Genomic DNA, 24,507 nt, shown 5'->3' with positions numbered 1-24,507 from the left:
GCGGTGCTGCGCGCCGGCCCTCCCGGCCGGTTGGTGAACCTGTACGGCCCCACGGAGGCGACCGTGGGCGTCACCACGCACGACATCGTGGAGCTGCCGGAGCACGCGACGTCGGTGCCCATCGGCCGGCCGATGTCGCGCGTCCAGACCTATGTGTTGGATGCGCACGGTCAGCCCGTGCCCGTGGGCGTTCCGGGCGAGCTGTACCTGGGCGGTGACGGCCTGGCGCGGGGCTACCTGGGCCGCCCCGCGCTGACGGCGGAGCGCTTCGTGCCTTCGCCGTTCGGCGACGCGCCCGGCGCGCGGCTGTACCGCACGGGCGACCGCGTGCGCTGGCGGGCGGATGGGACGCTGGACTTCCTGGGCCGCCTGGACACGCAGGTGAAGCTGCGTGGCTTCCGCATCGAGCTGAGCGAGGTGGAGGCCCTCCTCCGCCAGCACCCGTCGGTGAAGGCCGCGGTGGCTGGGGTGGTCGAGGACCGCCTCGTGGCGTGGTACGTGCCAGGCGGTCCGGTGGGGGCCTCGGCGTTGCGCGCCTTCATCTCCGAGCGGCTGCCCGCGCCGTGGGTGCCTGCCGCGTTCGTGTCGCTGGACGCCCTGCCGCTCACGCCCGTGGGCAAGGTGGACCGCAAGGCGCTGCCTGCTCCGGATGCGCGCTCCGCCGCCACCGGGCCCGCGGCTCCGGAGCGGATGACGCTCTTCCAGCAGCGCATCGCCGCGCTGTTCCAGGAGCTGCTCCGCCTGGAGTCCGTGGGGCTGCACGATGACTTCTTCGCCGTCGGGGGCCACTCGCTGCTGGCCACGCAGCTCGTCTCGCGGCTGCGCTCGACCTTCGGCGTGGAGCTGCCGCTGCGCGCGCTCTTCGATGCGCCCACCGTCGCCCGGCTCACGGAGCGGGTGGAGGCGCAGCTCCTCTCGCGCGTCGAAGGGCCGCGCGTCCCCGCCCTCGTCCCCACGTCGAGGGACCGGGACCTTCCGGTGTCCTTCGCGCAGCAGCGGCTGTGGGTGGTGGAGCAGCTCCACCCGGGGGGCGGTCGCTACAACCTCGCCACCGCGCTGCGGCTGGACGGCGCGCTGGACGAGGAGGCGCTGCGCCGCGCCCTGGAGTGGGTCGTCTCCCGGCATGAGGCCCTGCGCACCACCTTCGCGATGAAGGAGGGACAGCCCGTCCAGCGGGTGCACGCGGCAGGCGCGTGGGAGCTGCCGGTCACCGACCTGACCGCCGTCCCCCAGGACTCCCGCGAGGCCGAGGCCCAGCGGCATTCCGTGGACGAGGCCGCGCGCCCCTTCGACCTGGGACGTGGGCCGGTGCTGCGCACGAGGCTGCTCCGGCTGGGTGAGCGCGAGCACGTGTTGCTCCTGTGCATGCACCACCTCGTCTCCGACGGCTGGTCGCTGGGCGTGCTGCTCCGTGAGGTGGCCGGAGGCTACCAGTCCTTCGCCTCCGGCCGCGTGCCCGTGTTGCCGTCGCTGCCGGTGCAGCCCGCGGACTTCGCCGTGTGGCAGCGCGCCTGGCTCCAGGGGGACGCGCTGGCGCGGGAGGTGGCGTGGTGGAAGCAGCACCTCGCCGGGGCTCCCCAGGTGTTGGAGCTGCCCACGGACCGGGTGCGGCCGGCGCTCCAGTCCTCGAAGGGTGCGCTGCTTCCCGTGCACCTCCCCTCGGGAGCGGTGGACCGGCTGGTGGCGCTGGGCCGCTCGGCGGGAGCGACGCCGTACATGGCGCTGCTCGCGGTGTGGCAGGTGCTGCTGTCGAGGTACTCGCGGCAGGAGGAGCTGCTGGTGGGTTCGCCCATCGCCGGCCGCGACCGCGCGGAGCTGGAGGGGCTGGTCGGCTTCTTCGTGAACACGCTGGTGCTGCGCTGCCGCGTGCGTCCGGGGGACTCGTTCCGGACGTTGCTCTCGCAGGTCCGGGCCACGGCGCTCGCCGCGTTCGAGCACCAGGACCTGCCCTTCGAGAAGCTGGTGGAGGAGCTCCAGGTGACTCGCGACCTGAGCCGCAACCCGCTGGTGCAGGGGGTCTTCGCGCTCCAGAACGCGCCCACCGGGGAGCTGAGGGCACCGGGGCTCACGCTGCGGTCCGTGCCCGTGGACAACGCCACGGCGCGCTTCGACCTGGGCCTGTTGCTGCATGAGGCGCCGGACGGCCTGCGCGGCGTCCTCGAATACAGCACGGACCTCTTCGAGCGCTCCACGGTGGAGCGGCTGGCCGGGCACCTGCGCACTTTGCTGGACGCCGTCGTCGCCGCTCCGGACGCTCCGCTGGCCCGGCTGGAATGGCTCACGCCCGAGGAGCGCCAGCAGGTGCTCACGGCCTGGAGCTCCACCAGCGTGGAGTATCCGCGCGAGTCGAACCTGGTGGAGTGCTTCGCGCGCCAGGTCTCCCGGCGACCGGAGGCCATCGCGCTGGAGTTCGGGGATGCGCGCCTGACGTACTCGCAGCTCGACGCGCGGGCGAACGCGCTGGCCTGGACGCTGCGCTCGCACGGCGTGGGGCCGGAGGCGCTGGTGGCGGTGTGCCTGGAGCGCTCGGTGGAGCTCGTCGTCACGCTCCTGGCCATCCTCAAGGCAGGGGGCGCCTACGTCCCGCTGGAGGCCGCGTATCCCGCGCGGCGGCTGGCCCACATGCTGGAGGACGCGCCCCCGCGGCTGCTCGTCACCACCCGCGCGCTGCGCGCCTCGCTGCCGGTCTCCGAGCACGTGCCGTGCGTCTTCGTGGAGGAGGCACGCCTGGAGGGACAGCCCGCGACCGCTCCCGAGGTGGCGCTCTCCTCGCGAAACCTCGCGTATGTGGACTTCACGTCCGGCAGCACCGGCCGCCCCAAGGGCGTCGCCGTGGAGCACCGGGGTGTGCTGCGGCTCCTGCACGGCGGCTCCTGGGCCCGCTTCACTCCTGACGAGACGTTCCTGCTGATGGCGCCGCTGTCCTTCGACGCGTCGACGCTGGAGCTGTGGGGCCCGCTGGTGTCCGGGGGCAGGCTCGTGGTGTTCCCGCCCCAGCCGCCCACGGACCTGGCGCTGCTGGGGCAGGTCCTCCGCCGTCATGGCGTCACGTCGCTCTACCTGTCCGCGGGGCTGTTCGCGCAGGTGGTGGACGCGCGGCTGGAGGTGCTGCGCGGGCTGCGGCAGCTCTTCGTGGGCGGAGACATCCTGTCCCCCACGCACACGCGCCGCGTGGTGGAGACGCTGGGCCTCCCGGTCGTCAACGGCTACGGCCCCACCGAGGCCACGGTCTTCACCTGCTGCCTCCGCATGGAGCGGCCCGAGGACGTCCCGGGCGAGGCGATTCCCATCGGGCCGCCCCTGCCGAACACGCGGACCTTCGTGGTGGACGGCTCGCTGCGGCCGGTGCCCGTGGGGGTGCCGGGCGAGCTGCTCATCGGCGGGGACGGGCTCGCGCGCGGCTACCTCTCCCGCCCGGACCTCACCGCCGAGCGCTTCATCCCCCACCCCTTCGCCACCACACCCGGCGAGCGCGTGTACCGCACGGGAGACAGCGTGCGCTGGCGCGCGGATGGGAGCCTGGAGTTCCTGGGCCGCATCGATCGTCAGGTGAAGGTGCGCGGCTACCGCGTCGAGCTGTCGGAGGTCGAAGCGGCCCTCCGGGACTGGCCCGGCCTCACGGACGCGGCCGTGCTCGTGCGCGAGGACGCCCCCGGCGACAAGCGGCTGGTGGCCTACGTGGTGGCGGGCTCGCTGGACGTGCAGGCCCTGCGTGGCCACCTGCGGCAGCGGCTGCCCGAGTACCTGGTCCCGGCCGCGTTCGTCCCGCTGCCCGCGCTGCCCCTCACCGCGACCGGCAAGCTGGACCGGCAGGCCCTGCCCGCGCCGGACGTCGCGGCGAGCGCTCGCAAGGGGCGATTCGTGGAGCCCGCGGATCCGCTGGAGGCGCAGCTCGCCGGCATCTGGGCCCGGGAGCTGGGGGCCCGGAGCGTCGGCGTGCACGACCACTTCTTCGAGGACCTGGGCGGCACGTCGCTCACCGTGGTCCGCGTCGCCAGCCGCCTACAGGAGGCGCTCGGGCGCGACGTGCCCGTGGTCTGGTTGTTCGAGCATCCGACGGTCCACGGGCTGGCCCAACGGCTGGTGCGCGAGGGGCTGGGCCCGCGCCCCGACCTCGTTCCCGAGCCGCCACAAGCGCCGCCCACGGTCGCGGTCACCACCGCGGCGGAGGAGCCCGCCATGGCCGGTCCCGTCAGCGCTGGAGCTGGCTCCGGGTCCTCGGCGTCCGTGCCGGCTCCCGTCCCGATGCCTTCCAGCTCCGCGGCTCCTGTCGCGCCGGTGTCTTCCGCGGCCACGAAGGACGGGACGGCGGCGGCGCTGCTGTCGAAGGCCATCGCCATCATCGGCATGTCCGGGCGCTTCCCCGGCGCCGCGTCGGTGGAGGAGTTCTGGCGCAACCTGCGCGAGGGCGTGGAGTCCATCTCCCGCTTCACCCCCGAGGAGCTGGAGCCGATGCCCGGCCTTCCTCCGGGCGTGTCGCTGTCACAGCACCCGGGGTTCGTGCCCGCCCAGGGCGTGCTCACGGACATCGATCAATTCGACCCCGCGTTCTTCGACATGTCCCTGCGCGAGGCGCAGTGGACCGACCCGCAGCAGCGAATGTTCCTCCAGTGCGCCTGGGCGGCGCTGGAGGACGCGGGCATCGACCCCTCGCGCTTCCCGGGCGTCATCTCCCTCTTCGCCGGAGCGAACGAGTCCGGCTACGCGAACGAGGTGCGGCGGAGCCTGCCGTTGGACTCGGCGGCGTTCTTCGAGCTGTACGGCACCGCGACCTACCAGAGCCTGCCGACGAAGGTGTCCTACAAGCTGGGGCTCACCGGCGAGAGCATGCTCGTCTACACGGCGTGCTCCACGGGGCTCGTGGCGGTGCACGTCGCGTGTCAGAACCTGCTGGCCGGCCTGTCGGACGTGGCGCTCGCGGGGGCGACGCGGCTGTCGGTGCCGCAGCGCACCGGCTACGTGCACCAGGAGGGGATGATCTACTCCCCGGACGGGCACTGCCGCGCCTTCGACGCGAAGGGCCAGGGCACCGTCTCCGGCAGCGGAGTGGCCGCGGTGGTGCTCAAGCGGCTGGAGGACGCGGTCCGCGACGGCGACCCCATCCACGCCGTCATCCGGGCCACCGCCGTCAACAACGACGGGCGCGACAAGTCCGGCTTCACGGCGCCCGGTGTTCAGGGCCAGGCAGCGGTCATCACGCAGGCGCTGCGCCGGTCGGGCGTGACGGCGCGGGACATCGGCTACGTGGAGGCGCACGGGACGGCGACGCCGCTGGGCGACCCCATCGAGGTCGCGGCGCTCCAGCGCGCCTACGGCCTGGGTCCCGAGCACCGGGGCACCATCCCGCTCGCGTCGCTCAAGACGAACGTGGGACACCTGGACACGGTGGCGGGGCTCGCGGGGCTCATCAAGGTCGCGCTGTCGCTGCGCGAGGAGGAGATTCCCCCCAGCCTCCACTTCGAAGCGCCGAACCCGCGGATCGACTTCGACGCGGGGCCGTTCTTCGTCAACACGCGCTTGCGCCCCTGGCCTCGGGGGAAGACGCCACGGCGCGCGGCGGTGAGCTCGTTCGGCGTGGGCGGGACGAACGCGCACGCCGTGCTGGAGGAGGCTCCGGTCGCCCGGAGCGCTCCCTCGACGCGCTCGCACCAGCTGTTCGTGCTGTCGGCGCGCTCGCCGGAGTCCCTGGAGGCGGGGGCGCGAGCGCTGGCGTCGCACGTGCTGGCGGACCGGTCTCCGGAGGGGGTGGCGGCGGCGTCGCTGAAGCTGGCGGATCAGGTGCTGTCCGCGCGTTCGCCGGAGGCATTGGAGGCGGCGGCGAAGCAGCTGGCGCTGCGGGTGCTGTCGGCGCGCTCCGCGGAGTCCCTGGAGGCGTTGTCGGCGCGGTTCTCCGTGGAGGTCGCGGGGGATGCGGGGGCGTTCGCGGATGCCGCGTACACGCAGGCGGTGGGACGGCGGGCCTTCGAGTACCGGCGCACGGTGGTCGCCCGGGACGCGGAGGACCTGGCGAGGCAGCTTCGCAAGCCGGCCACGCCCGCGCGGCTGAAGGACGTGGAGGCCGCACGGCGGAAGCGCCTGGCCTTCGTCTTCTCCGGTCAGGGCTCGCAGCAGGTGGGCATGGGCCGGGAGCTGGACGCATCCGTGCCGGCGTTCCGAGCGCAGGTGGAGGCGTGTCTCGCGCTGATGGAGGCGCCACTGCGCTCGCGCGTGGAGGCGCTGCTGCGTCCGGGACCGGCCCCGGAGGCGGAGGCCTCCGCCGCGCTCTCCGACACGCGGGTCGCGCTGCCCGCGCTGTTCACGGTGCAGGTGGCGCTGGCCCGGCTGTGGCAGGCGTGGGGCATCGTCCCGCACGCGGTGCTGGGACACAGCTTTGGGGAGTACGCCGCCGCCTGTGTCGCGGGCGTGCTGTCGCTGCCGGACGCGCTGCGGTCGGCCGTGGTGCGGGGCGAGCTGATGCACCGGCTGCCGCCGGGCGCGATGCTCGGCGTGGCGCTGGCGGCGGCGGACGTCCAGCCGCTGCTCTCCGGACGGCTGACGATCGCGGCGCTCAATGCACCGGACCGGTGCGTCGTCTCCGGGCCCGTGGATGAGGTCGAGCGCCTCCAGGCGGTGTTGCAGCAGCGCAAGGCGGGTGCGGTGCGCATGCCGTCGTCGCATGCCTTCCACTCGGCGGACGTGGAGCCGTTGATGGGGGAGCTGGCGCGCGTGGTGGGTTCGCTCCAGCGGAACGAGCCCTCCGTGCGGTACGTCTCCAGCCTCACGGGGGCGCTCGCGCGTCCGGGCGAGCTGGCGGCGCCGGAGTACTGGGCCAAGCAGATGCGGCAGCCCGTGCGCTTCACCGACGCGGTGGGGGCGCTGCTGGAAGAGGGTTGCAGCGTGCTGCTGGAGGTGGGGCCCGGCCAGGACCTGACCCCGCTGATGCGCGCGTGCCTGGGCGAGGACCGGGAGCGCGTGAAGGCGCTCTCTTCGCTGCGCCGGGGCGGTGCGACGACGGAGCAGTCTGGCTTGTTGCAGTGCGTGGGGGAGCTGTGGATGCAGGGCCTGGACGTGGACTGGTCCGCGTTCTACGCCCACGAGCAGCGACGCCGCGTGCACCTGCCGACGTACCCGTTCCTGCGCAAGCGCTGCTGGGTGGAGCCTCGTGGCCCGGGTGGCGTGTCCGCGCACGATGCCATGGACAGCCGTGCTCGAACGACTGCTGCTGTGTCCGCCTCCAACGTGGCGGCGCCCGTGCTCCCGGACGAGGGAGCGGCGCTGGCACCTCCGCCGACCAGAATGACGGGGCCGTCCCCCGCTTCGCTCCCCGGCGTGGAAGCAACGCTGGCGCCGCCGCCTGCCACGATGACGGGGCCGGCCTCCGCTTCGCTCCCAAGCATGGGAGCAACGGCGACACCTCCGGCCGCTGAGCGCCCTGCCCTCTCCATCCCCGGTGGCCGTGAGGACGCGCCTCGCGGTGACGTCGAGGTCCGCATCGCCACGCTGTGGCGTGAGCGCCTGGGGGTGGACTTCGTCGGACGCGACGACAACTTCCTGGAGCTGGGCGGCAACTCGCTGATGGCCGCGCAGCTCCTCAACCAGCTCCGCGACGCGTTCCACGTCCAGGTGCCGCTGGCCGCGCTCTTCGAAGCGCCCACCGTCGCGGGCCTTGCCTCGCGCATCGAGCCGCTGCTCCAGCAGGCCCCCGCGCAAGAGCCCACGCGCGAGCTGCCGCTCGTGCCCCGCCCCCGGACGGAGCCGCTGCCCCTGTCCATCGTCCAGGAGCGCGTCTGGCGCCTGGAGCAGCACCTCCCCGGCCTCTCCGCCTATACGATCCCCTTCGTCCTGCGCCTGGAGGGCCCCGCCGACGCCGCCATCCTGGAGCGCGCCATCCAGGAGGTCGTCCAGCGCCACGAGGCCCTGCGCACCACCTACGACGCCGTGGATGGCCGCCCCGTGCAGCGCTTCCATCCGCACGTGCGCATCCCGCTCCCCATCGTGGAGGTGGGGGGCACGCCCGACGAGCGCGAGGAGGCCGCCCTCCGCCTCGCCCGCGAGGACGCCGCGCGCCCCTTCGACCTCGTGCGCGGGCCGGTGCTGCGCACCACGCTCGTGCGCCTGCGCGCGGACCTGCACCTGCTGGTCTGCGCCATCCACCACATCGTCTGCGACACGCTCTCCACGTCCCTCTTCCTCCAGGAGGTGGGCCAGCTCTACGCCGCCTTCCTCCAGGGCAGGCCGTCCCCGCTGGCCCCCCTGCCCGTGCAGTACGCGGACTTCGGCGCGTGGCAGCGACAGTCGCTCGCGGAGGCGCGCTTCCCGGAGCAGGACCCGTGGTGGCGCCAGCGCCTGGCCGGCATGCCCCGGCGGCTCGGAATCCCCACGGACCGGCCCCGGCCCACGAGCTGCCTGCTCACCTCCGAGCGCATGGTGCTCGACTTCCCTCCTGAGCTCGCCGAGGCGCTCGTCGCCTTCGGGCGCGGCGAGGGCTTCACGTCGTACATGACGGTGCTCGCCGCGTGGAACGCGCTCCTGCACCGCTACACCGGCCAGACGGACCTCATCGTCGGCACGCCCATCGGCAACCGCACGCGGCCGGAGCTGCTGCCGCTCATCGGCTACGTGGCGCACTCGGCCGCGTTCCGCACGCACGTCGGAGACGACCCGAGCTTCCGCGAGCTGCTGCACCGCGTGCGGCGCGAGGTCACCGACGTGCAGTCCCGGCCGGACGTGCCCTTCGAGCTGCTCGTCGAACAGCTCATCCCGGGCCGGGACATCGGCCGGGAGCGCATGACGGACACCGTGTTCGTCTACCACTCGAACCTGGAGATGGGCGGCGACGCGCTGGCCGCCGTCGGGGCCCGGGGCACCTTCATCGAAGTGCCGGGCACGCCAGTGCAGTGGGGCGCCACGCTGTCCGACCTGACGCTCATCCTCACCGAGGAGCCCGGCCGCGTGCACGGCGCGCTGGAGTACGCGACGGAGCTGTTCGACGCGTCCACCGCGCGGCGGATGCTGGAGCACCTCCAGGTGCTGCTCGCCGCGGCGCTGGCCCGGCCCGAGGAGCGCCTCTCCCGCCTGCCGCTCACCACCGACGCCGAGCGCCGCGTCTGGCCCGCTCCGCCGAACGTCACGCAGGCGCCGGTCCTGCCCGTCCGGCTGCGTGAACACGCCCTGCGGCATCCGGACGCCGTCGCCGTGGAGCAGGCAGGCCGGACCTGGACCTGGGCGGAGCTGGCCTCGCGCGCGCGACGGCTCGCCGCGCGGCTGCGCGAGCACGGGCTCCGGCACGGTGAGCCCGTGGCCCTCTGCCTGCGCGCGTCGCCGGAGAAGCTGGCCGCGCTGTGGGGTGTCCTGGAAGCCGGTGGTGCTCCGGTGGCGCTCGGGCCCACGGACCTGGACTCGCTGGCCGTCTATGCCGTGGAGGGCGGCGACGTGCCCCGGCTCGTCACCTGGCGGGGACTCTTCACATCCACGCGCCTGGAGGCCTCTCGCGTCCTGCACATCGACGAGGTGTTGGGAGACGCGTCGCCTGTGACGGACGCGCCGCCGCAGTCCTCGCCGGACTCCCTGGCGTGGCTGCTGCCCATGGGGGCGGGGCAGCCCGCGTGGGCCCTGAGTCACACGTCGCTCGCGGCCTTCTTCGCGGGGCTGGATGCCCGGCTGCGCCCGGCGCCGGGCACCACCTGGCTCGCCGCCTCCGAGCCCGCTCCCGAGAAGCCGGAGCTGGAAGCCCTCTGGGCGCTGTCTCGCGGCCTGCGCGTGTTGTTCCCGTCCGAGGCCACCTCCTCGCGCCGGAGCGCCTCGAACGCGGAGGCCGCGCGTCCGCTCCAGCTCAGCCTGTCGTACTTCGCCAATGACGAGGACTCGCTCTCCGGGCCCAAGTACGAGCTGTTGATGGAGGGCGCGAGGTTCGCGGACGCGAATGGCTTCTCCGCCATCTGGACGCCCGAGCGGCACTTCCACTCCTTCGGCGGCATCTACCCGCAGCCCGCGGTGGTCTCCGCCGCGCTCGCGTCCGTCACGAAGAACCTGCGCCTGCGCTCCGGCAGCGTCGTGCTGCCGCTGCATGATCCGCTGCTCGTGGCGGAGCAGTGGGCCGTCGTGGACAACCTGTCGCAAGGCCGCGTGGACGTGTCCGTGGCGACCGGCTGGCATGTGCAGGACTTCATCTTCGCGCCGGGGAACTACGCGGACCGGCGCAACATCCTGCTGCGCCACCTGGAGACGCTGCGCGGCCTGTGGCGCGGCGAGCGGCTGCGGCGCCCGGGCGGCAACGGCGTCACCGTAGAGGTGGGCCTGCGCCCGAAGCCGGTGCAACGCGAGCTGCCCGTGTGGCTCACCGCCACCGCGAACCCGGAGACGTTCCGGCTCGCGGGCGAGCTGGGCGCGGGCGTCCTCACGGGCCTCTTCGCCCACTCCCTGGAGGAGCTGAAGCCGAAGGTGGCGCTCTACCGCGAGGCCTGGCGCCGCAACGGGCACCCGGGCCGGGGCCACATCACCTGCATGCTGCACACGTTCCTCGGTGACGACGAGGCCGAGGTCCTCCAGCAGGTCCGCACGCCGCTGCTGGCGTACTTCCGCAGCTCGGCGGACATCACGACGTCGCTGCTCGCCGCGCAGGGGTATCAGGGGGAGATCGCCAAGGTGTCCCGCGAGGACCTCGACGCGCTCCTGGAGCACACCTTCGAGCACCACGCGAAGGGCACCGGCCTCATCGGCACGGTGGAGAGCGGCCTCCAGCGGCTGCGCGACGTGCGCGCCTCGGACGTGGACGAGGTGACGTGCCTCATCGACTTCGGGTTGGAGACGCCGGTCGTCCTCGAAGGGCTGAGGCGCCTGGCCAGGGTGCGCGAGGCCCTCGCCGCCGACGCGGCGTCACCCGCGGTGCGCGTGCGCGGAGAGCAGGAGACGGGCGCGGAGGAGCTGCTGGCCCTGGCGAGGCAGGCCGGTGCGGTGCTGGTGAACACCACGGCGCGGCTGGCCCGTGCGCTGACGGACCTGCCGGGAGCGCGCGAGGCCCTGGCGCCGGTGGGGGCCTGGGTCCTGGAGAGCGCGTCGGCGGAGCTGGCGTCGGCGCTCCAGCGCACCGCGGGCGGCGCCGTGTTGCTCGCGGGCGAGGCCCGTGACGGCGGGCTGTTGCCGCGTGCACCGGGGGAGCCGCTGCCTCCGGGCTTGGACGTCTGGGTGCTGGACGCGGCCGGAGCGCCCGTGCCCGCGGGCGTAGTGGGTGAACTGGCCCTGTCGGGCGCGGGCCTCCCCGCGTCGCTCTGGAGGGCGGCGGGCGAGACACCGCACCAGCTGGTGCCGCATCCGCGGAGCGCGTCCGCGAGCCTCTACCGCACCGGTCGTCCCGTGCGCCTGCGCGCGGATGGGCGCGTCGAGTCCGTGAACCTGCCGGGCGACAAGCTGTCCGCGCCGCGCCCCGCGTCGCCGCATGTGGCGAGTGCTCCAGCCTCGACCTGGCAGGCGGGAGCGCCGCACGCACCGGTGCGCCCAGGGACCTCGGCGGCGCCAGCGGGCACGGGCCCTGCCGTCACCCCGCGAACCGCGGCTCCGGACTCGACGTCTCCTGCCGCTGTCCCGGCCTCCCTCGCGGGTGTCCGGCCTGCATCGACGGTGTCCGCTGTCGTGGCCACCGGTGCCATCCCACGTGCGCCGCGAGACCGGCCGCTGCCGCTGTCGTTCGCGCAGCAGCGCCTCTGGTACCTCCAGGAGCTGGAGCCGGAGAGCACCGCCTACAACAACGCGATCATCTTCCGGCTCACGGGAGCGCTGGACGTCACCGCGCTCCAGACGGCGCTCCACGCGCTCGTGGAACGCCATGAGGTCCTGCGCACCACCTACGCGCTGGGCGAGACCGGCGCCGTGCAGGTCATCCACGCGAACGGCTCCCTCCCACTGGAGACGGAAGACGTCCCCGGCGACACGGCCGAAGCGCGCGAGGCCGCCATGCTTCGCCGGTGCCAGGCGTACACCGCCACGCCCTTCCACCTGGGCACCGGTCCCGTGGCCCGAGCGCTCCTGCTGCGGCTGGCGCCCGACACGCACGTCCTCCACCTGCTCCTGCACCACGTCGTCTCCGACGCCTGGTGCGCCCTGGTCCTCAGCCGCGAGCTGCCAGTCCTCTACGCCTGCGCCGCCACGGGCGTCCCGTCCGTCCTGCCGCCACTCCCGGTGCAGTACGCCGACTACGCCGTCTGGCAGCGCGCGTGGCTGCACGGCCCGGTGCTGGAGGAGCAGGCCCGCTGGTGGAGGGACCTGCTCCAGGGCGCGCCGCCGCTGGAGCTGCCCACCGACCATCCCCGCCCCGCCACGCAGTCCTACGCGGGCGCCGCCCATTCCTTCCACCTGCCCCGCGAGGTGTCCGAACCCCTGCTCGCGCTGGGTCGCCGTGAAGGCGCCACGTCCTTCATGGTCCTGATGGCGCTGTTCCAGGTGGTGCTCTCCCGCGCCTCCGGACAGGACGACTTCGCGGTGGGCACGCCCATCGCGGGCCGCTCCCGGCCCGAGGTGGAGAGCCTGCTGGGCTGCTTCGTCAACACGCTCGCCTTCCGCGCGAAGCTCGACGGGGCCCCGGGCTTCCGGGAGCTGATCGGTCGCGTGAAGCAACAGGCCCTGGGCGCCTACGCGCACCAGGACATGCCCTTCGAGCAACTGGTGGACGTGTTGCAGGTGCCCCGCGACCTGAGCCGCACGCCGGTGTTCCAGGTCATCCTCAACGTCATCAACGTGCCCGAGGCCCAGACGACCGGCGGCGCCGGGCTCCAGATTGGCGGCGTGGACGTGCCGGTGACGACGTCCAAGTTCGACCTGACGCTGGAGGTCTGGGAGCAGCGCGACGGCCTGCGCTGCCGCCTGGAGTACGCCACCGCCCTCTTCGACGCAGCGACCCTGGCCCGCATGGCGGAGCACCTGACCATGCTGGCGAAGGCCGTCGTCGCCGAGCCGGACGCGCCGGTCACCACCCTGCCGCTGCTCACGCCGACCGCGCGTGAGCAGGTGCTGCGCGGCTGGAACGACACGCGCGCGGACTTCCCCCGGGGCGCCACGCTCCATCAGCTCTTCGAGTCCCAGGCCAAACACGCGCCCGAGGCCATCGCGCTCCAGTTCGAGGACCAGCGCCTCACCTACGCGCAGCTCGATGCCCGCGCGAACCAGCTCGCGCATCACCTGCGTGCGCGCGGCGCGGGCCCGGAGACGCTCGTGGGCGTCTGCCTGGAGCGCTCGCTGGAGATGGTCGTCGCCCTCCTGGGCGTCCTGAAGTCCGGCGCGGCCTACGTGCCGTTGGAGCCGACCATGCCCGCGGAGCGGCTCGCGGGGATGTTGGAGGACACCGCCGCCCCCGTGCTCCTCATCCAGGAGCGCTTCCGCGCCTCGCTGCCCGCGCACGCCGCGCACGTCATCGCGCTCGACGGCCAGTGGGAGTCCATCGCCCGGGAGCCCTCCGTCCCGCCTTCGCCGCTCGCCGGTGAGGACTCGCTCGCCTACGTCATCTTCACGTCGGGCAGCACGGGCCGGCCCAAGGGGGCGATGAACGCGCACGCGGGCATCGTCAACCGCCTGCGCTGGATGCAGGCGCGCTACGGCCTGACGCCGGCGGACACGGTGTTGCAGAAGACGCCGTTCAGCTTCGACGTGTCCGTCTGGGAGTTCTTCTGGCCCCTGATGACGGGCGCGCGGCTGGTGCTCGCGCGGCCCCGCGGACACCAGGAGCCGGACTACCTCGTGGCGCTCATGGCGCGCGAGGACGTGACGGCGGTGCACTTCGTGCCGTCCATGCTGCGCGCCTTCGTGGAGGAGCCCGGCCTGGAGTCCCTGACGCGCCTGCGCCAGGTGATGTGCAGCGGCGAAGCCCTGCCCGCGGACCTGGTGCTCCGCGCCCAGGCGCGCATGCCGCACGCCACGCTGCACAACCTCTACGGCCCCACCGAGGCCGCCGTGGACGTGACGTCCTGGGAGTGCCCGCGCGACGCCGCGCTGCGAGCCGTCCCCATCGGGCGCCCCGTGGCGAACACGGCGATGTACGTCCTGGATGCCCACGGCCAGCCGGTGCCCGTGGGAATCCCGGGCGAGCTGTTCATCGGCGGCGTGCAGGTGGGCCGGGGTTACTGGCGCCGCCCGGGGCTCACGGCCGAGCGCTTCCTCCCGGACAGCTTCAGCGACACGCCCGGCGCGCGCATGTACCGCACCGGCGACCTCGCCCGGTGGCGCACCGACGGCACGCTGGAGTACCTGGGCCGCGCGGACTTCCAGGTGAAGCTCCGCGGCTTCCGCATCGAGCTGGGCGAAGTCGAAGCCACGCTGCTCTCCCATCCGGACGTGCGGGACGCCGTGGCCGTGGTGCGCCAGGACGTCGCGGGAGGACCGCGCCTCGTCGCCTACGTCATCGTGCGAACCGGGGCGCTCGATGTAGCGGGGCTGCGCGCGTTCCTGCAATCGAAGCTGCCCGAGTACATGGTGCCCTCCGCCATCGTGCGCATGGAGGCCTTGCCGCTCACCTCCAGCGGCAAGGTGGACCGCAAGGCCCTGCCCGCGCCGGAGGCAACCACTCAGCGGAGTGAAGAGCCCATCGCCCCGCGCGACGACAGCGAACGAGCCCTCGCGGAGATCTTCGCGCAGGTGCTCGGCCTCGCGCGGGTGGGCGTGCGCGACAGCTTCTTCGAGCTGGGAGGCCACTCGCTGCTCGCGACCCAGGTGGCCGCGCGCGTGCGTGCGCGCCTGGGCCGGGAGCTACCGCTGCGCACGTTGTTCGAGGCCCCCACCGTGGAGGCGCTCGCCCGGCGCATCGCTCCGGCCGAAGCCCGGGTGCAGGCTCCGCCACCGAAGGAGGCGACCGACCCCACCGGCCTCACGCCGCTGACCCGAGGCGTGCGGCCCGCCGTGCTGCCGCTGTCGTTCGCGCAGCAGCGGCTGTGGTTCATCCATCAACTGGGCGCCTCGGACGCGGCCTACAACATGCCGTTCTCGCTCCGACTGGAGGGCACGCTCGACCTCGGCGCGCTCCAGCGGAGCTTCGACCGGCTGGTGCGCCGTCATGAAGCGCTGCGCACCACGTTCCGCGAATACGAAGGAGCCCCGGAGCAGGTCATCCACGCCCCCGGTCCGCTGCCGCTGCGCCAGGTGGACCTCACCGGCCTCCCGGACCTGGAGCAGCGCCGCGCCGAAGCGTCGAGGCTGGCCACGGAGGAAGCGCGCACCCCGTTCGACCTGGAGCAGGGTCCGCTCCTCCGGGCCCTGCTGCTGAAGCTGTCACCCACGGAGCACGTGCTGGTGCTGAACCTGCACCACATCATCTCCGACGGCTGGTCCACCGGCGTCCTGGTGCGCGAGATGGGTGCGCTCTACGCCGCCCTCTCGCGGAACCTGCCCGCCCCGCTGCCCGAGCTACCGGTGCAGTACGCCGACCACGCGCTGTGGCAGCGCGGCTGGTTGCAGGGCGCGGTGCTGGAAGCGCAGCTCGGCTATTGGCGGAGGCAGTTGGAGGGCGCCCCGTCACACCTGGAGCTGCCCACGGACCACCCGCGTCCGGCGCGGCAGACCTTCCAGGGCGCCCTGATGCCGCTCACCCTACCGGCCGCCACCAGCGAGGCCCTGGAGACCCTGGCGAAGCGCGAGGGCGCCACGCCGTACATGGTGTTGCTGGCCGCGTTCCAGACCCTGCTCGGCCGCTACGCCGGTCAGGACGACGTGCTGGTGGGCTCGCCCATCGCGGGCCGCCGCCACGCCGAGTCCGAAGCGCTCATCGGCTACTTCGCGAACACCGTCGTCCTGCGCACCCGGCTGCGCGAGGACGACACGTTCCTCTCCCTGCTGACGCGTGTGCGGGACACCACCCTGGGCGCCTACGAGCACCAGGACCTGCCCTTCGAAAAGCTCGTCGAGGCGCTGCACCCCGCGCGCGACGCCTCCCGCACGCCGCTCTTCCAGGTCACCTTCACGCTCCAGAACGCGCCATTGCCGCCGCTGGCCCTGCCCGGCCTGACGCTCCAGCCGATGAACGCCGACCCGGGCGCCATCCGCTTCGACCTGGAGCTGCTGCTACACCGCGCGCCCGAGGGCTACACGGGAGGCCTCAACTTCAACACCGCCCTCTTCACACCCGGCACGGTGGACAGGATGACCCGGCACCTGCGGGTGCTGCTCGACGCGGCGGTGGCTTCGCCCACCACGCCGCTGACGCGCCTGTCCCTGCTGACGGCCGAGGAGCGGCACCAGGTGCTGGTCACCTGGAATGACACCGCGACAGAGTACCCACGCGACGCCTCCGTGCCCGCCCTGTTCATGGAGCAGGCCGCGCGCACGCCGGACGCCGTCGCGGTGAGGATGCCCGCGACCTCAGGGGTCCTCTCGCCGGGAGACGCCGAGCCCGCCGTTGCACGGGAGCTCACGTATGCCGAGCTGGATCGACGCTCGAATCAGCTCGCGCACCACCTGCGCCGGATGGGCGTGCGCCCGGGTGACCGCGTGGGGCTGTGCGTGGAACGTTCGCCGGAGCTCGTCATCGGCCTGCTCGGCATCCTCAAGGCGGGCGCGGCCTATGTGCCCGTGGAGGCGAAGGCGCCAGCGGACCGCACGACCTGGGTGCTCCAGGAGGCGGGCGTCAACGTGCTCGTCACGCAGGAGGCGCTGGCGGATGAGCTGCCGGCGGTGACCGGGCTCCTCGTGCTGCTGGACGCGGAGGCGGACCTGATCGCGAAGCAGCCGGACACGCCGCTGGACGTGCGGGTGCCCGCGGAGGCGCTGGCCTACGTGATGTTCACGTCGGGCAGCACGGGCCGTCCCAAGGGTGTCAGCGTGCCCCACCGGGGCATCGTGCGCCTCGTCCGGGGCAACGGCTTCATCGCCTTCGGCCCGGAGCAGGTGTTCCTCCAGGCCGCGCCGGTCGCGTTCGACGCCTCCACGCTGGAGCTCTGGGGCGCGCTGCTGCATGGCGCGAAGCTGGTGCTCGCACCGCCGCGCGCGCTCTCGCTGTCGGACCTGGGCGCACTGCTCGCCGTGGAGGGCATCACCACGCTGTGGCTCACCGCCGCCCTCTTCGAACAGATGGTCCTTCACGAGGGCGCATCGCTCGCGGGCGTGCGTCAGGTGCTGGCGGGCGGAGACGTGCTGCCCGTGTCCCGAGTGCGCGAACACCTGTCACGGATGGCGCCGGACGCCGTGCTCGTCAACGGGTATGGCCCCACGGAGAACACGACCTTCTCCACCACGTACGCGCTGCGCGCGGGTGACGCCGTGGCGCGCTCGGTGCCCATTGGCCGGCCGCTGGCGAGCTCCACCGCGTGGGTGCTGGACGCGCACCTCCTGCCCCTGCCGCCGGGGCTCCCCGGTGAGCTGTACGTCGGCGGCGACGGCCTCGCCTGGGGCTACCTCCAGCGACCGGACCTCACCGCCGAGCGCTTCATCCCCCACCCCCTCGCCACCACGCCAGGCGCCCGCCTGTACCGCACGGGCGACCGGGCGCGCTGGCGCGACGACGGCACGTTGGAGTTCCTCGGCCGCACCGACTTCCAGCTCAAGCTGCGCGGCTTCCGCATCGAGCCTGGAGAAGTGGAGGCCGTGCTGCGCCAGGTCCACGACGTGCGCGAGGCCGTGGTGCTCGCGCGCGAGGACGTGCCCGGTGACAAGCGGCTCGTGGCCTACGTGGTCCTCGACGAGGACAGCGCCGGCACCGCCCCCGTGAAGGCACATGCGCAGCGGCAGCTCCCCGACTACCTGGTGCCGTCCGCGTGGGTGGTGCTGCCAGCGCTGCCGCTGTCACCGAACGGCAAGGTGGACCGCAAGGCCCTGCCCGCACCCGAAGCACCCAGGTCGACCGAGGCAGCGCGCGAGGCTCCTCGCAATGCCCTGGAGTCCCAGCTCGCGGCCATCTGGGCGGAGGTGCTGCACCTGGACGCCGTGGGGGTCCACGACGACTTCTTCGACCTGGGCGGCCATTCGCTCCTGGCCACGCAGGTGGTGTCGAGGATCCGCGCGGTGCTGGGCGTGGAGCTGCCCCTGGGCGAGCTGTTCAACGCGCCCACCGTGGCCGCGCTCGCCGAGCACCTGGGCACTGTCGCGAACCGCCACGCGCAGGTGCCGCCGCTCACCCGGGCCCAGCGGCCCACACTGCTGCCGCTGTCGTTCGCGCAGCAGCGGCTGTGGTTCATCGACCAGCTCGAACCGGGCAGCGCCCTCTACAACATGCCCGTCGCCCTGCGGCTCCTGGGGGCGCTGGACGCGACCGCGCTGAAGGGAAGCCTGGACGCGCTGATGGCGCGGCACGAAGCCCTGCGCACGACCTTCCGCATGGAAGCGGGCCAGCCCGTGCAGCACATCCATGCCCAAGCCGCCGTGCCGTTGGAGCGAGTGGACCTGACGGCGCTGGAGGACGCCGAGGCCCGGCATCGCGAAGCGGAGCGCCTGGCGACGGAGGAGTCCCAGCGACCATTCGACCTGGAGCGCGGGCCGGTCATCCGCGCCCTGCTGCTCGAGCTCGGGGCGGAGGAGCACGTGTTGGTGCTCCACCTGCATCACATCGTGTCGGATGGTTGGTCGCTGGGCGTGATGGTACGCGAGCTCACCGCCCTCTACGCGGCCCTGCGCGAGGGCCGCCCGCCCGCGCTCCCGGAGCTGCCCGTGCAGTACGCGGACTACGCGCTCTGGCAGCGCGGCTGGCTCCAGGGCGAGGCGCTGGAAGCGCAGCTCGGGTGGTGGACCCGGCAGCTCGAAGGCGCCCCCCGCGCACTGGAGCTGCCCACCGACAAGCCCCGGCCCGCCGTCTCCAGCCAACGCGGTGACACGATGTCGGTGCACCTGCCCCTGGGCCTGTCCGAGCGGGTGGAGGCCCTGGCGAAGCAGGAGGGCGCCACGCCCTTCATGGTGCTGCTCGCGGCCTTCCAGACGGTGCTGCACCGCTACTCCGGCCAGGAAGACGTGCTGGTGGGCACGCCCATCGCGAACCGCCACCACGCGGCGACCGAGGGCCTCATCGGCTTCTTCGTCAACACGCTGGTGCTGAGAGGAAGCATCAGTCCCCGGACGACCTTCCGTGAGCTGCTGGCCCAGGTGCGCACCACCACGCTGGGGGCCTACGAGCACCAGGACATCCCCTTCGAGCGGCTGGTGGAGTCGCTGCAAGCGAAGCGCGACCTGGGGCGCATGCCGCTGTTCCAGGTGCTGTTCGCGCTCCAGAACGCGCCGGTGCCGGAGCTGTCGCTGCCCGGCCTCACCGTGCGCCCCGCCACGCTTGGGAAGCGGACCACGTCCCAGTTCGACCTGAGCCTGGACCTGGACCGCCGGGCGGACGGTTTCCGGGGAACGCTCGCGTACGCCACGGACCTCTTCGAGCGCCCCACGATGGCGCGACTCTTCACCCACCTGCGCGTGCTGCTGGAGGCGGTGGTCACGCGACCGGACGCACCGCTGTCACGGCTGTCGCTCATCTCGGAGGAGGAACGCCGCCAGCTCCTCGGTGACCTGGCAGGCAGCGCGTCACCCTTCGACGGAGAAAGCACACTGCACGGCGACTTCGAGGAGCAGGTGCTGCGGACCCCGGACGCGGACGCCGTGGTATTCGGGGACACGACGCTGTCCTTCCGGCGGCTCAACATCCGGGCCAACCAGCTCGCCTGGCACCTGCGGTCGCTGGGCGTGGGCCCGGAGGTGACGGTGGGCCTGTGCCTGGAGCGCTCGGCGGAGGCCATCATCGCGCTGCTCGCGGTGAACAAGGCCGGCGGCGCCTTCGTGCCGCTAGACCCCAGGGCGCCGGCCGCACGCAAGTCGTTCGTCCTCAAGGATTGTGGCGCGTCCGTGCTGGTGACGACACGGGCGCTGCAAGAAGCATGGCACCCGGAGGTGCCCCACCTGGTGCGGCTGGACGCAAAACCTGTCGGACAGTCGGACAGGTTCTGGGAGACCACGTCGGCCACGGGTGACCAAGAACCTGTCGGACAGTCAGACAGGTTTCGGACGACCACGCGAGTCCCAGGCGATCACGAACGCGTCGGACAGTCGGACAGTCATGAACCGGCTGGGCGAACGCTGGAGGCCCTCGAACCTGTCGGACAGCCGGATCAGCGCCGGGAGACCGTGTCGGCATCGGGCGACCACGAACCTGTCAGACAGTCGGACAAGCTTGAAGGGGCTGGGCGAGCACGGGGGGACAGCGAACCTGTCGGACTATCAGACCGGTTCTCAGAGTCACCGACGACGACGCTCGGAGACTTTGGACCTGTCGGACGGTCGGACCGATTGGGGAGCACCGGACCGGCACCGGGGACTCGCGGGCCTGTCGGACAGTCTGACCGATTGGGGATCGCTGGACCGGCACCGGAGGCCCGCGAACCTGTCCAACCGTCGGACTCGTTGGGGATGGCCGGGCCGGTAGTTGGGGCCCGCGAACCTGTCCGACTGTCGGACTCGTTGGATGGTGCCGTGCCAGAACCGGAAGCCTGCGAACCTGTAGGACAGTCGGACAGGTTTGGAGTGAGAGGGCGGGCGCAGAGGGGCCCTGGACCTGTTGGACAGTCGGACACGCTGGGTGTGGCCGACCCGGTACCAGAGGCCCGCGAGCCTGTCCGACCGTCGGACTCATTGGGTGAGGCCGGGTGGGCGCCGAGGGAACTCGAACCCGTCGGGCTGTCGGACACGATTGGGGAGGGCAGACGGGCTCCGGTGGACGCCAGACCTGTCGGGCTGTCGGACCGCTATGGCGAGGCCGGGCCGATACTGGGGGCCCGCGAACCGGTCCGACTGTCGGACCAGTTTGGCGCGGCCGGGCCGATACCGGGGGCCCGCGAACCTGTCCGACTGTCGGACCGGTTTTCGGAGAACCTGCCGCCGGCGGCGGGGCCGGGGAATCTCGCCTATGTCATCTACACGTCCGGCTCCACCGGCGCGCCCAAGGGCGTGATGGTGCGCCACCGCTCAGTGCTGCATTTGCGTCATGCGCTCCGGCGGACCGTGTACGAAGGACAACCGCCAGGGCTCCACGCCGGCCTCAACGCCCCGCTGTTCTTCGATGCATCCATCGGACAGGTACTCCCGCTGCTGGACGGCCACTGCGTATGCCCCATCCCGGAGGACCTCCGATTGGAGCCGGAGCAGTTGCTCGCGTGGCTGGAGCGGACGCGGGTGGACGCACTGGACTGCACGCCCGCGCAACTGAAGCTCCTCCTGGATGCGGGGATGCTGGAGCGCCCCCACGTTCCGGCGCTGCTGCTGGTCGGTGGCGAAGCGCTGGATGAAGGGATGTGGCAGCGGCTCGCCACGACCCGGCGCACGCGGACCTTCAACGTCTACGGCCCCACCGAGTGCACCGTGACCACCACCACCCTGGACCTGCGCGGAACGTCACACGCGCGGCCCGTCATCGGACGGCCGTTGGACAACCTGCGCGCTTACGTGCTCGATGAACGTCAGGAACTGGTGCCCTTCGGGCTGCCGGGAGAGCTGTGCTTCGCCGGTGAGGGCCTCGCGCGGGGCTACCTGGGGCGTCCGCACCTGACGGCGGAGCGCTTCATGCCGGATCCGTTCAGCACGGAGCCCGGCGCACGTATGTATCGCACGGGTGACAGGGCCCGCTGGCGCGAGGACGGCACGCTCGACTTCATGGGCCGCCTGGACTTCCAGGTGAAGCTGCGCGGCCACCGCATCGAGCTGGGTGAAATCGAGTCCATGCTGCGCACGCAGCCCGGTGTCCGGGATGCCATGGCCCTGGTGCGCGAGGATGCGCCAGGTGACGCGCGCCTCGTGGCCTATGTCACGCCAGAGGTGGACACCGGCTCACTGCACGATCACCTGCGGAGAAACCTGCCCGACGCAATGGTGCCGGCCGCCATCCTCGCCCTGCCCGCCCTGCCGCTGACACCGAACGGCAAGCTGGACCGCCTGGCGCTGCCCATGCCGGATGCGTCACGGCCCTCCACGCGGGGCTCCGAGCCACCGGCCACGCCCACCGAAGCACGCCTCGCCGCCATCTGGGAGGAGCTGTTGCGCGTGTCCGGCATCGGCTGTCACGACAACTTCTTCGAGCTGGGCGGACACTCGATTCTGGCCACACAGGTGGTGGCCCGCGTGCGCGCTCGCTTCGGGGTGGAGCTGCGCGTCCGGACGCTCTTCGAAACCCCCACCGTGGCGGGCCTCGCCGAGCGGCTGACGGACGCCGCGCCCAGGCCCGCGCTACCGCCGTTGACGAGGACGCACGAGGACGGACTCGCGCCCCTGTCCTTCGCGCAGCAGCGGCTGTGGTTCATCGATCAGCTGGAGCCAGACAGCCCGCTCTACAACATGCCCTTCGCGCTGCGGCTGTCCGGAGCGCTGGACGTGCCCGCCCTCGATCGCGCCTTCGACGTGTTGGTGCAGCGCCACGAAACCCTGCGCACGACATTCGAGGCCCTCGACGGCACACCCCGGCAGCGCATCCATCCCGCGCCCACGGGCGTGCTGCGCAGGGAGGACCTGGAGGCGCTGCCAGCGGAGGAGCGCGAGGCTGCGCTCTGGCGCCGGGTGGAAGCGGATGCGCTGCGTCCCTTCGACCTGGGCACGGGGCCGCTCGCGCGCTTCACGCTGCTGCGGCTCGACGCGCGGGAGCACGTGCTCCTCCTGTGCACGCACCACACGGTCTCCGACGGCTGGTCCTTCGGGGTGCTCGTGCGCGAGCTGGTGACGCTCTACGAAGCGTTCCATCAGGGTCAGCCGTCGCCCTTGCCGGAGCTGCCCGTGCAGTACGCGGACTTCGCTCGGTGGCAGGCGGCGTGGATGGAAGGCCCGGTGCTGGAGGGGCAGCTGGACTGGTGGAGGCAGCAGCTCGAAGGGGCACCCCACGCGCTGGCGCTGCCCACCGACCGGCCCCGTCCAGACCGCCGCTCCGCGCGCGGCGCGCAGTTGCCCGTCCAGCTGACGCCGGCCTCGAGTGACGCGGTGGAAGCGCTGGCGAAGCGCGAGGGCGCCACACCCTTCATGGTGCTCATGGCCGCGTTCCAACTGCTGCTGTCGCGGTACGCCGGGCAGGACGACGTGCTGGTGGGCACGCCCATCGCGAACCGCCGGCAGGCGGAGACCGAAGGACTCATCGGCTTCTTCGTCAACACGCTGGTCCTCCGAGCCCGCTTCACGCCGGATACGTCATTCCGGAAGCTGCTCGCCCAGGTGCGAGAGACCACGCTCGGCGCCTACGAACACCAGGACCTGCCCTTCGAGCGGCTGGTGGAAGCACTCCAGCCCGAGCGCGACCTGGGCCGCACGCCGCTCTTCCAGTCCCTCTTCGCGCTGCACAACACCGCCGAGCCAGAGGCCATCCTGCCCGGCCTCACGCTCAAGGCAGTGGAGGTCACCCCGCCAACCGCGAAGTTCGACCTGGACCTGGCCCTCACCCGGCGGCCCGACGGCTTCCAGGGGGCGCTCACGTACAGCACGGACCTCTTCGACTCCGCCACGGTCCAGCGGCTGATGGGGTACTGGAGCACCTTGCTGGAGACGGTCCTCGCCGATCCCGATGCGCCCCTGGATCGGAACTCCCCTCTGACGGACGAGGAGCGGCAACGGATGCACGTCCCGGAGGCCCCAGCCTCCCGTCCCTCCGAAGCCACCGAAGTCGCCCCACGCGACGACCTGGAGCGGGAGCTCGCGGCGCTCTGGGAGGAGCTGCTCGACGTGCGCCCCATCGGCGTGACGCGGCCGTTCTTCGAGCTGGGCGGCCACTCGCTGCTCGCCGTGAAGCTGATGGTGCGCATCCGCGAGCGCTTCCACCGCGAGCTGCCCCTGGCCGCCCTCTTCCAGGCGCCCACGGTGGAGACGCTGGCCCGACTGCTGCGCCAGGCGCCCGCGGTCTTCTCCCCGCTCGTGCCCATCCAGCGAGAGGGCTCGCGGCGGCCGTTCTTCTGCGTCCACCCGGTGGGCGGCAACGTGCTCGCGTACGCGGCGCTGGCGAAGCAGCTGGGCCCGGAGCAGCCCTTCTACGGGCTTCAGTCCCAGGGGCTCGATGGAAGCCGGCCGCCGCTCGACTCCGTGGAGGCGATGGCCGCGCTCTACGTAGCCGCCATGCGCACCGTTCAGCCCCACGGCCCCTACCGGCTCGGCGGCTGGTCCCTGGGCGGCGTGGTGGCCTTCGAGATGGCCCGTCAGCTCCAGGCCCGCGGAGAGGCCGTGGAGCTCGTGGCCCTCATCGACCCCAGCCCGGCGACGGAGGACCGCGTACCGCTCGACGTGGACGACGCGGACCAGGTGGCCGCGCTGTTCGAGCTCGACCAGGGGCAGCTCGCGACACCGGAGGCCGCCACGGCGACAGGGCGCGCGCTCCTGCACGTCTTCACCCGCAACCTGCGGGCCCTGAAGCACCACCGTCCCGGCACGTTCAAAGGCCGCGTCCTCCTGCTCCAGGCGGGCGACGCCCCGGCGCGCGGGGACGACGGCTGGAACGAGCGCGTCCACGGAACGCTGACGCGGGAGGTGCTCCCCGGCACCCACTACACGCTGCTGCGCGAGCCCCACGTCCAGCGGCTCGCGGAGCGGCTGACGCAGGCGCTCCAGCGCGATGAGGGGCGCCCCTGA

The 24,507-nt window shown here is 72.8% G+C and carries 1 protein-coding gene (only partly in view); it reads left to right on the top strand.

Features of this window, described 5'->3' with window-relative positions; translation table 11 throughout:
- A protein-coding gene (locus tag U8525_RS01065) for a non-ribosomal peptide synthase/polyketide synthase (protein ID WP_374259892.1) crosses the window boundary here: on the top strand, positions 1-24,507 show its 3' portion. Its footprint begins 8,637 nt before the window's first position; the window shows 24,507 of its 33,144 coding nt (coding positions 8,638-33,144); its start codon lies beyond the left edge, outside the window; the stop codon is at positions 24,505-24,507.

This window comes from Corallococcus sp. RDP092CA (genome assembly GCF_041903675.1).
Classification (GTDB): Bacteria; Myxococcota; Myxococcia; order Myxococcales; family Myxococcaceae; genus Corallococcus.
This window is presented reverse-complemented; position numbering and strand designations above follow the sequence as displayed.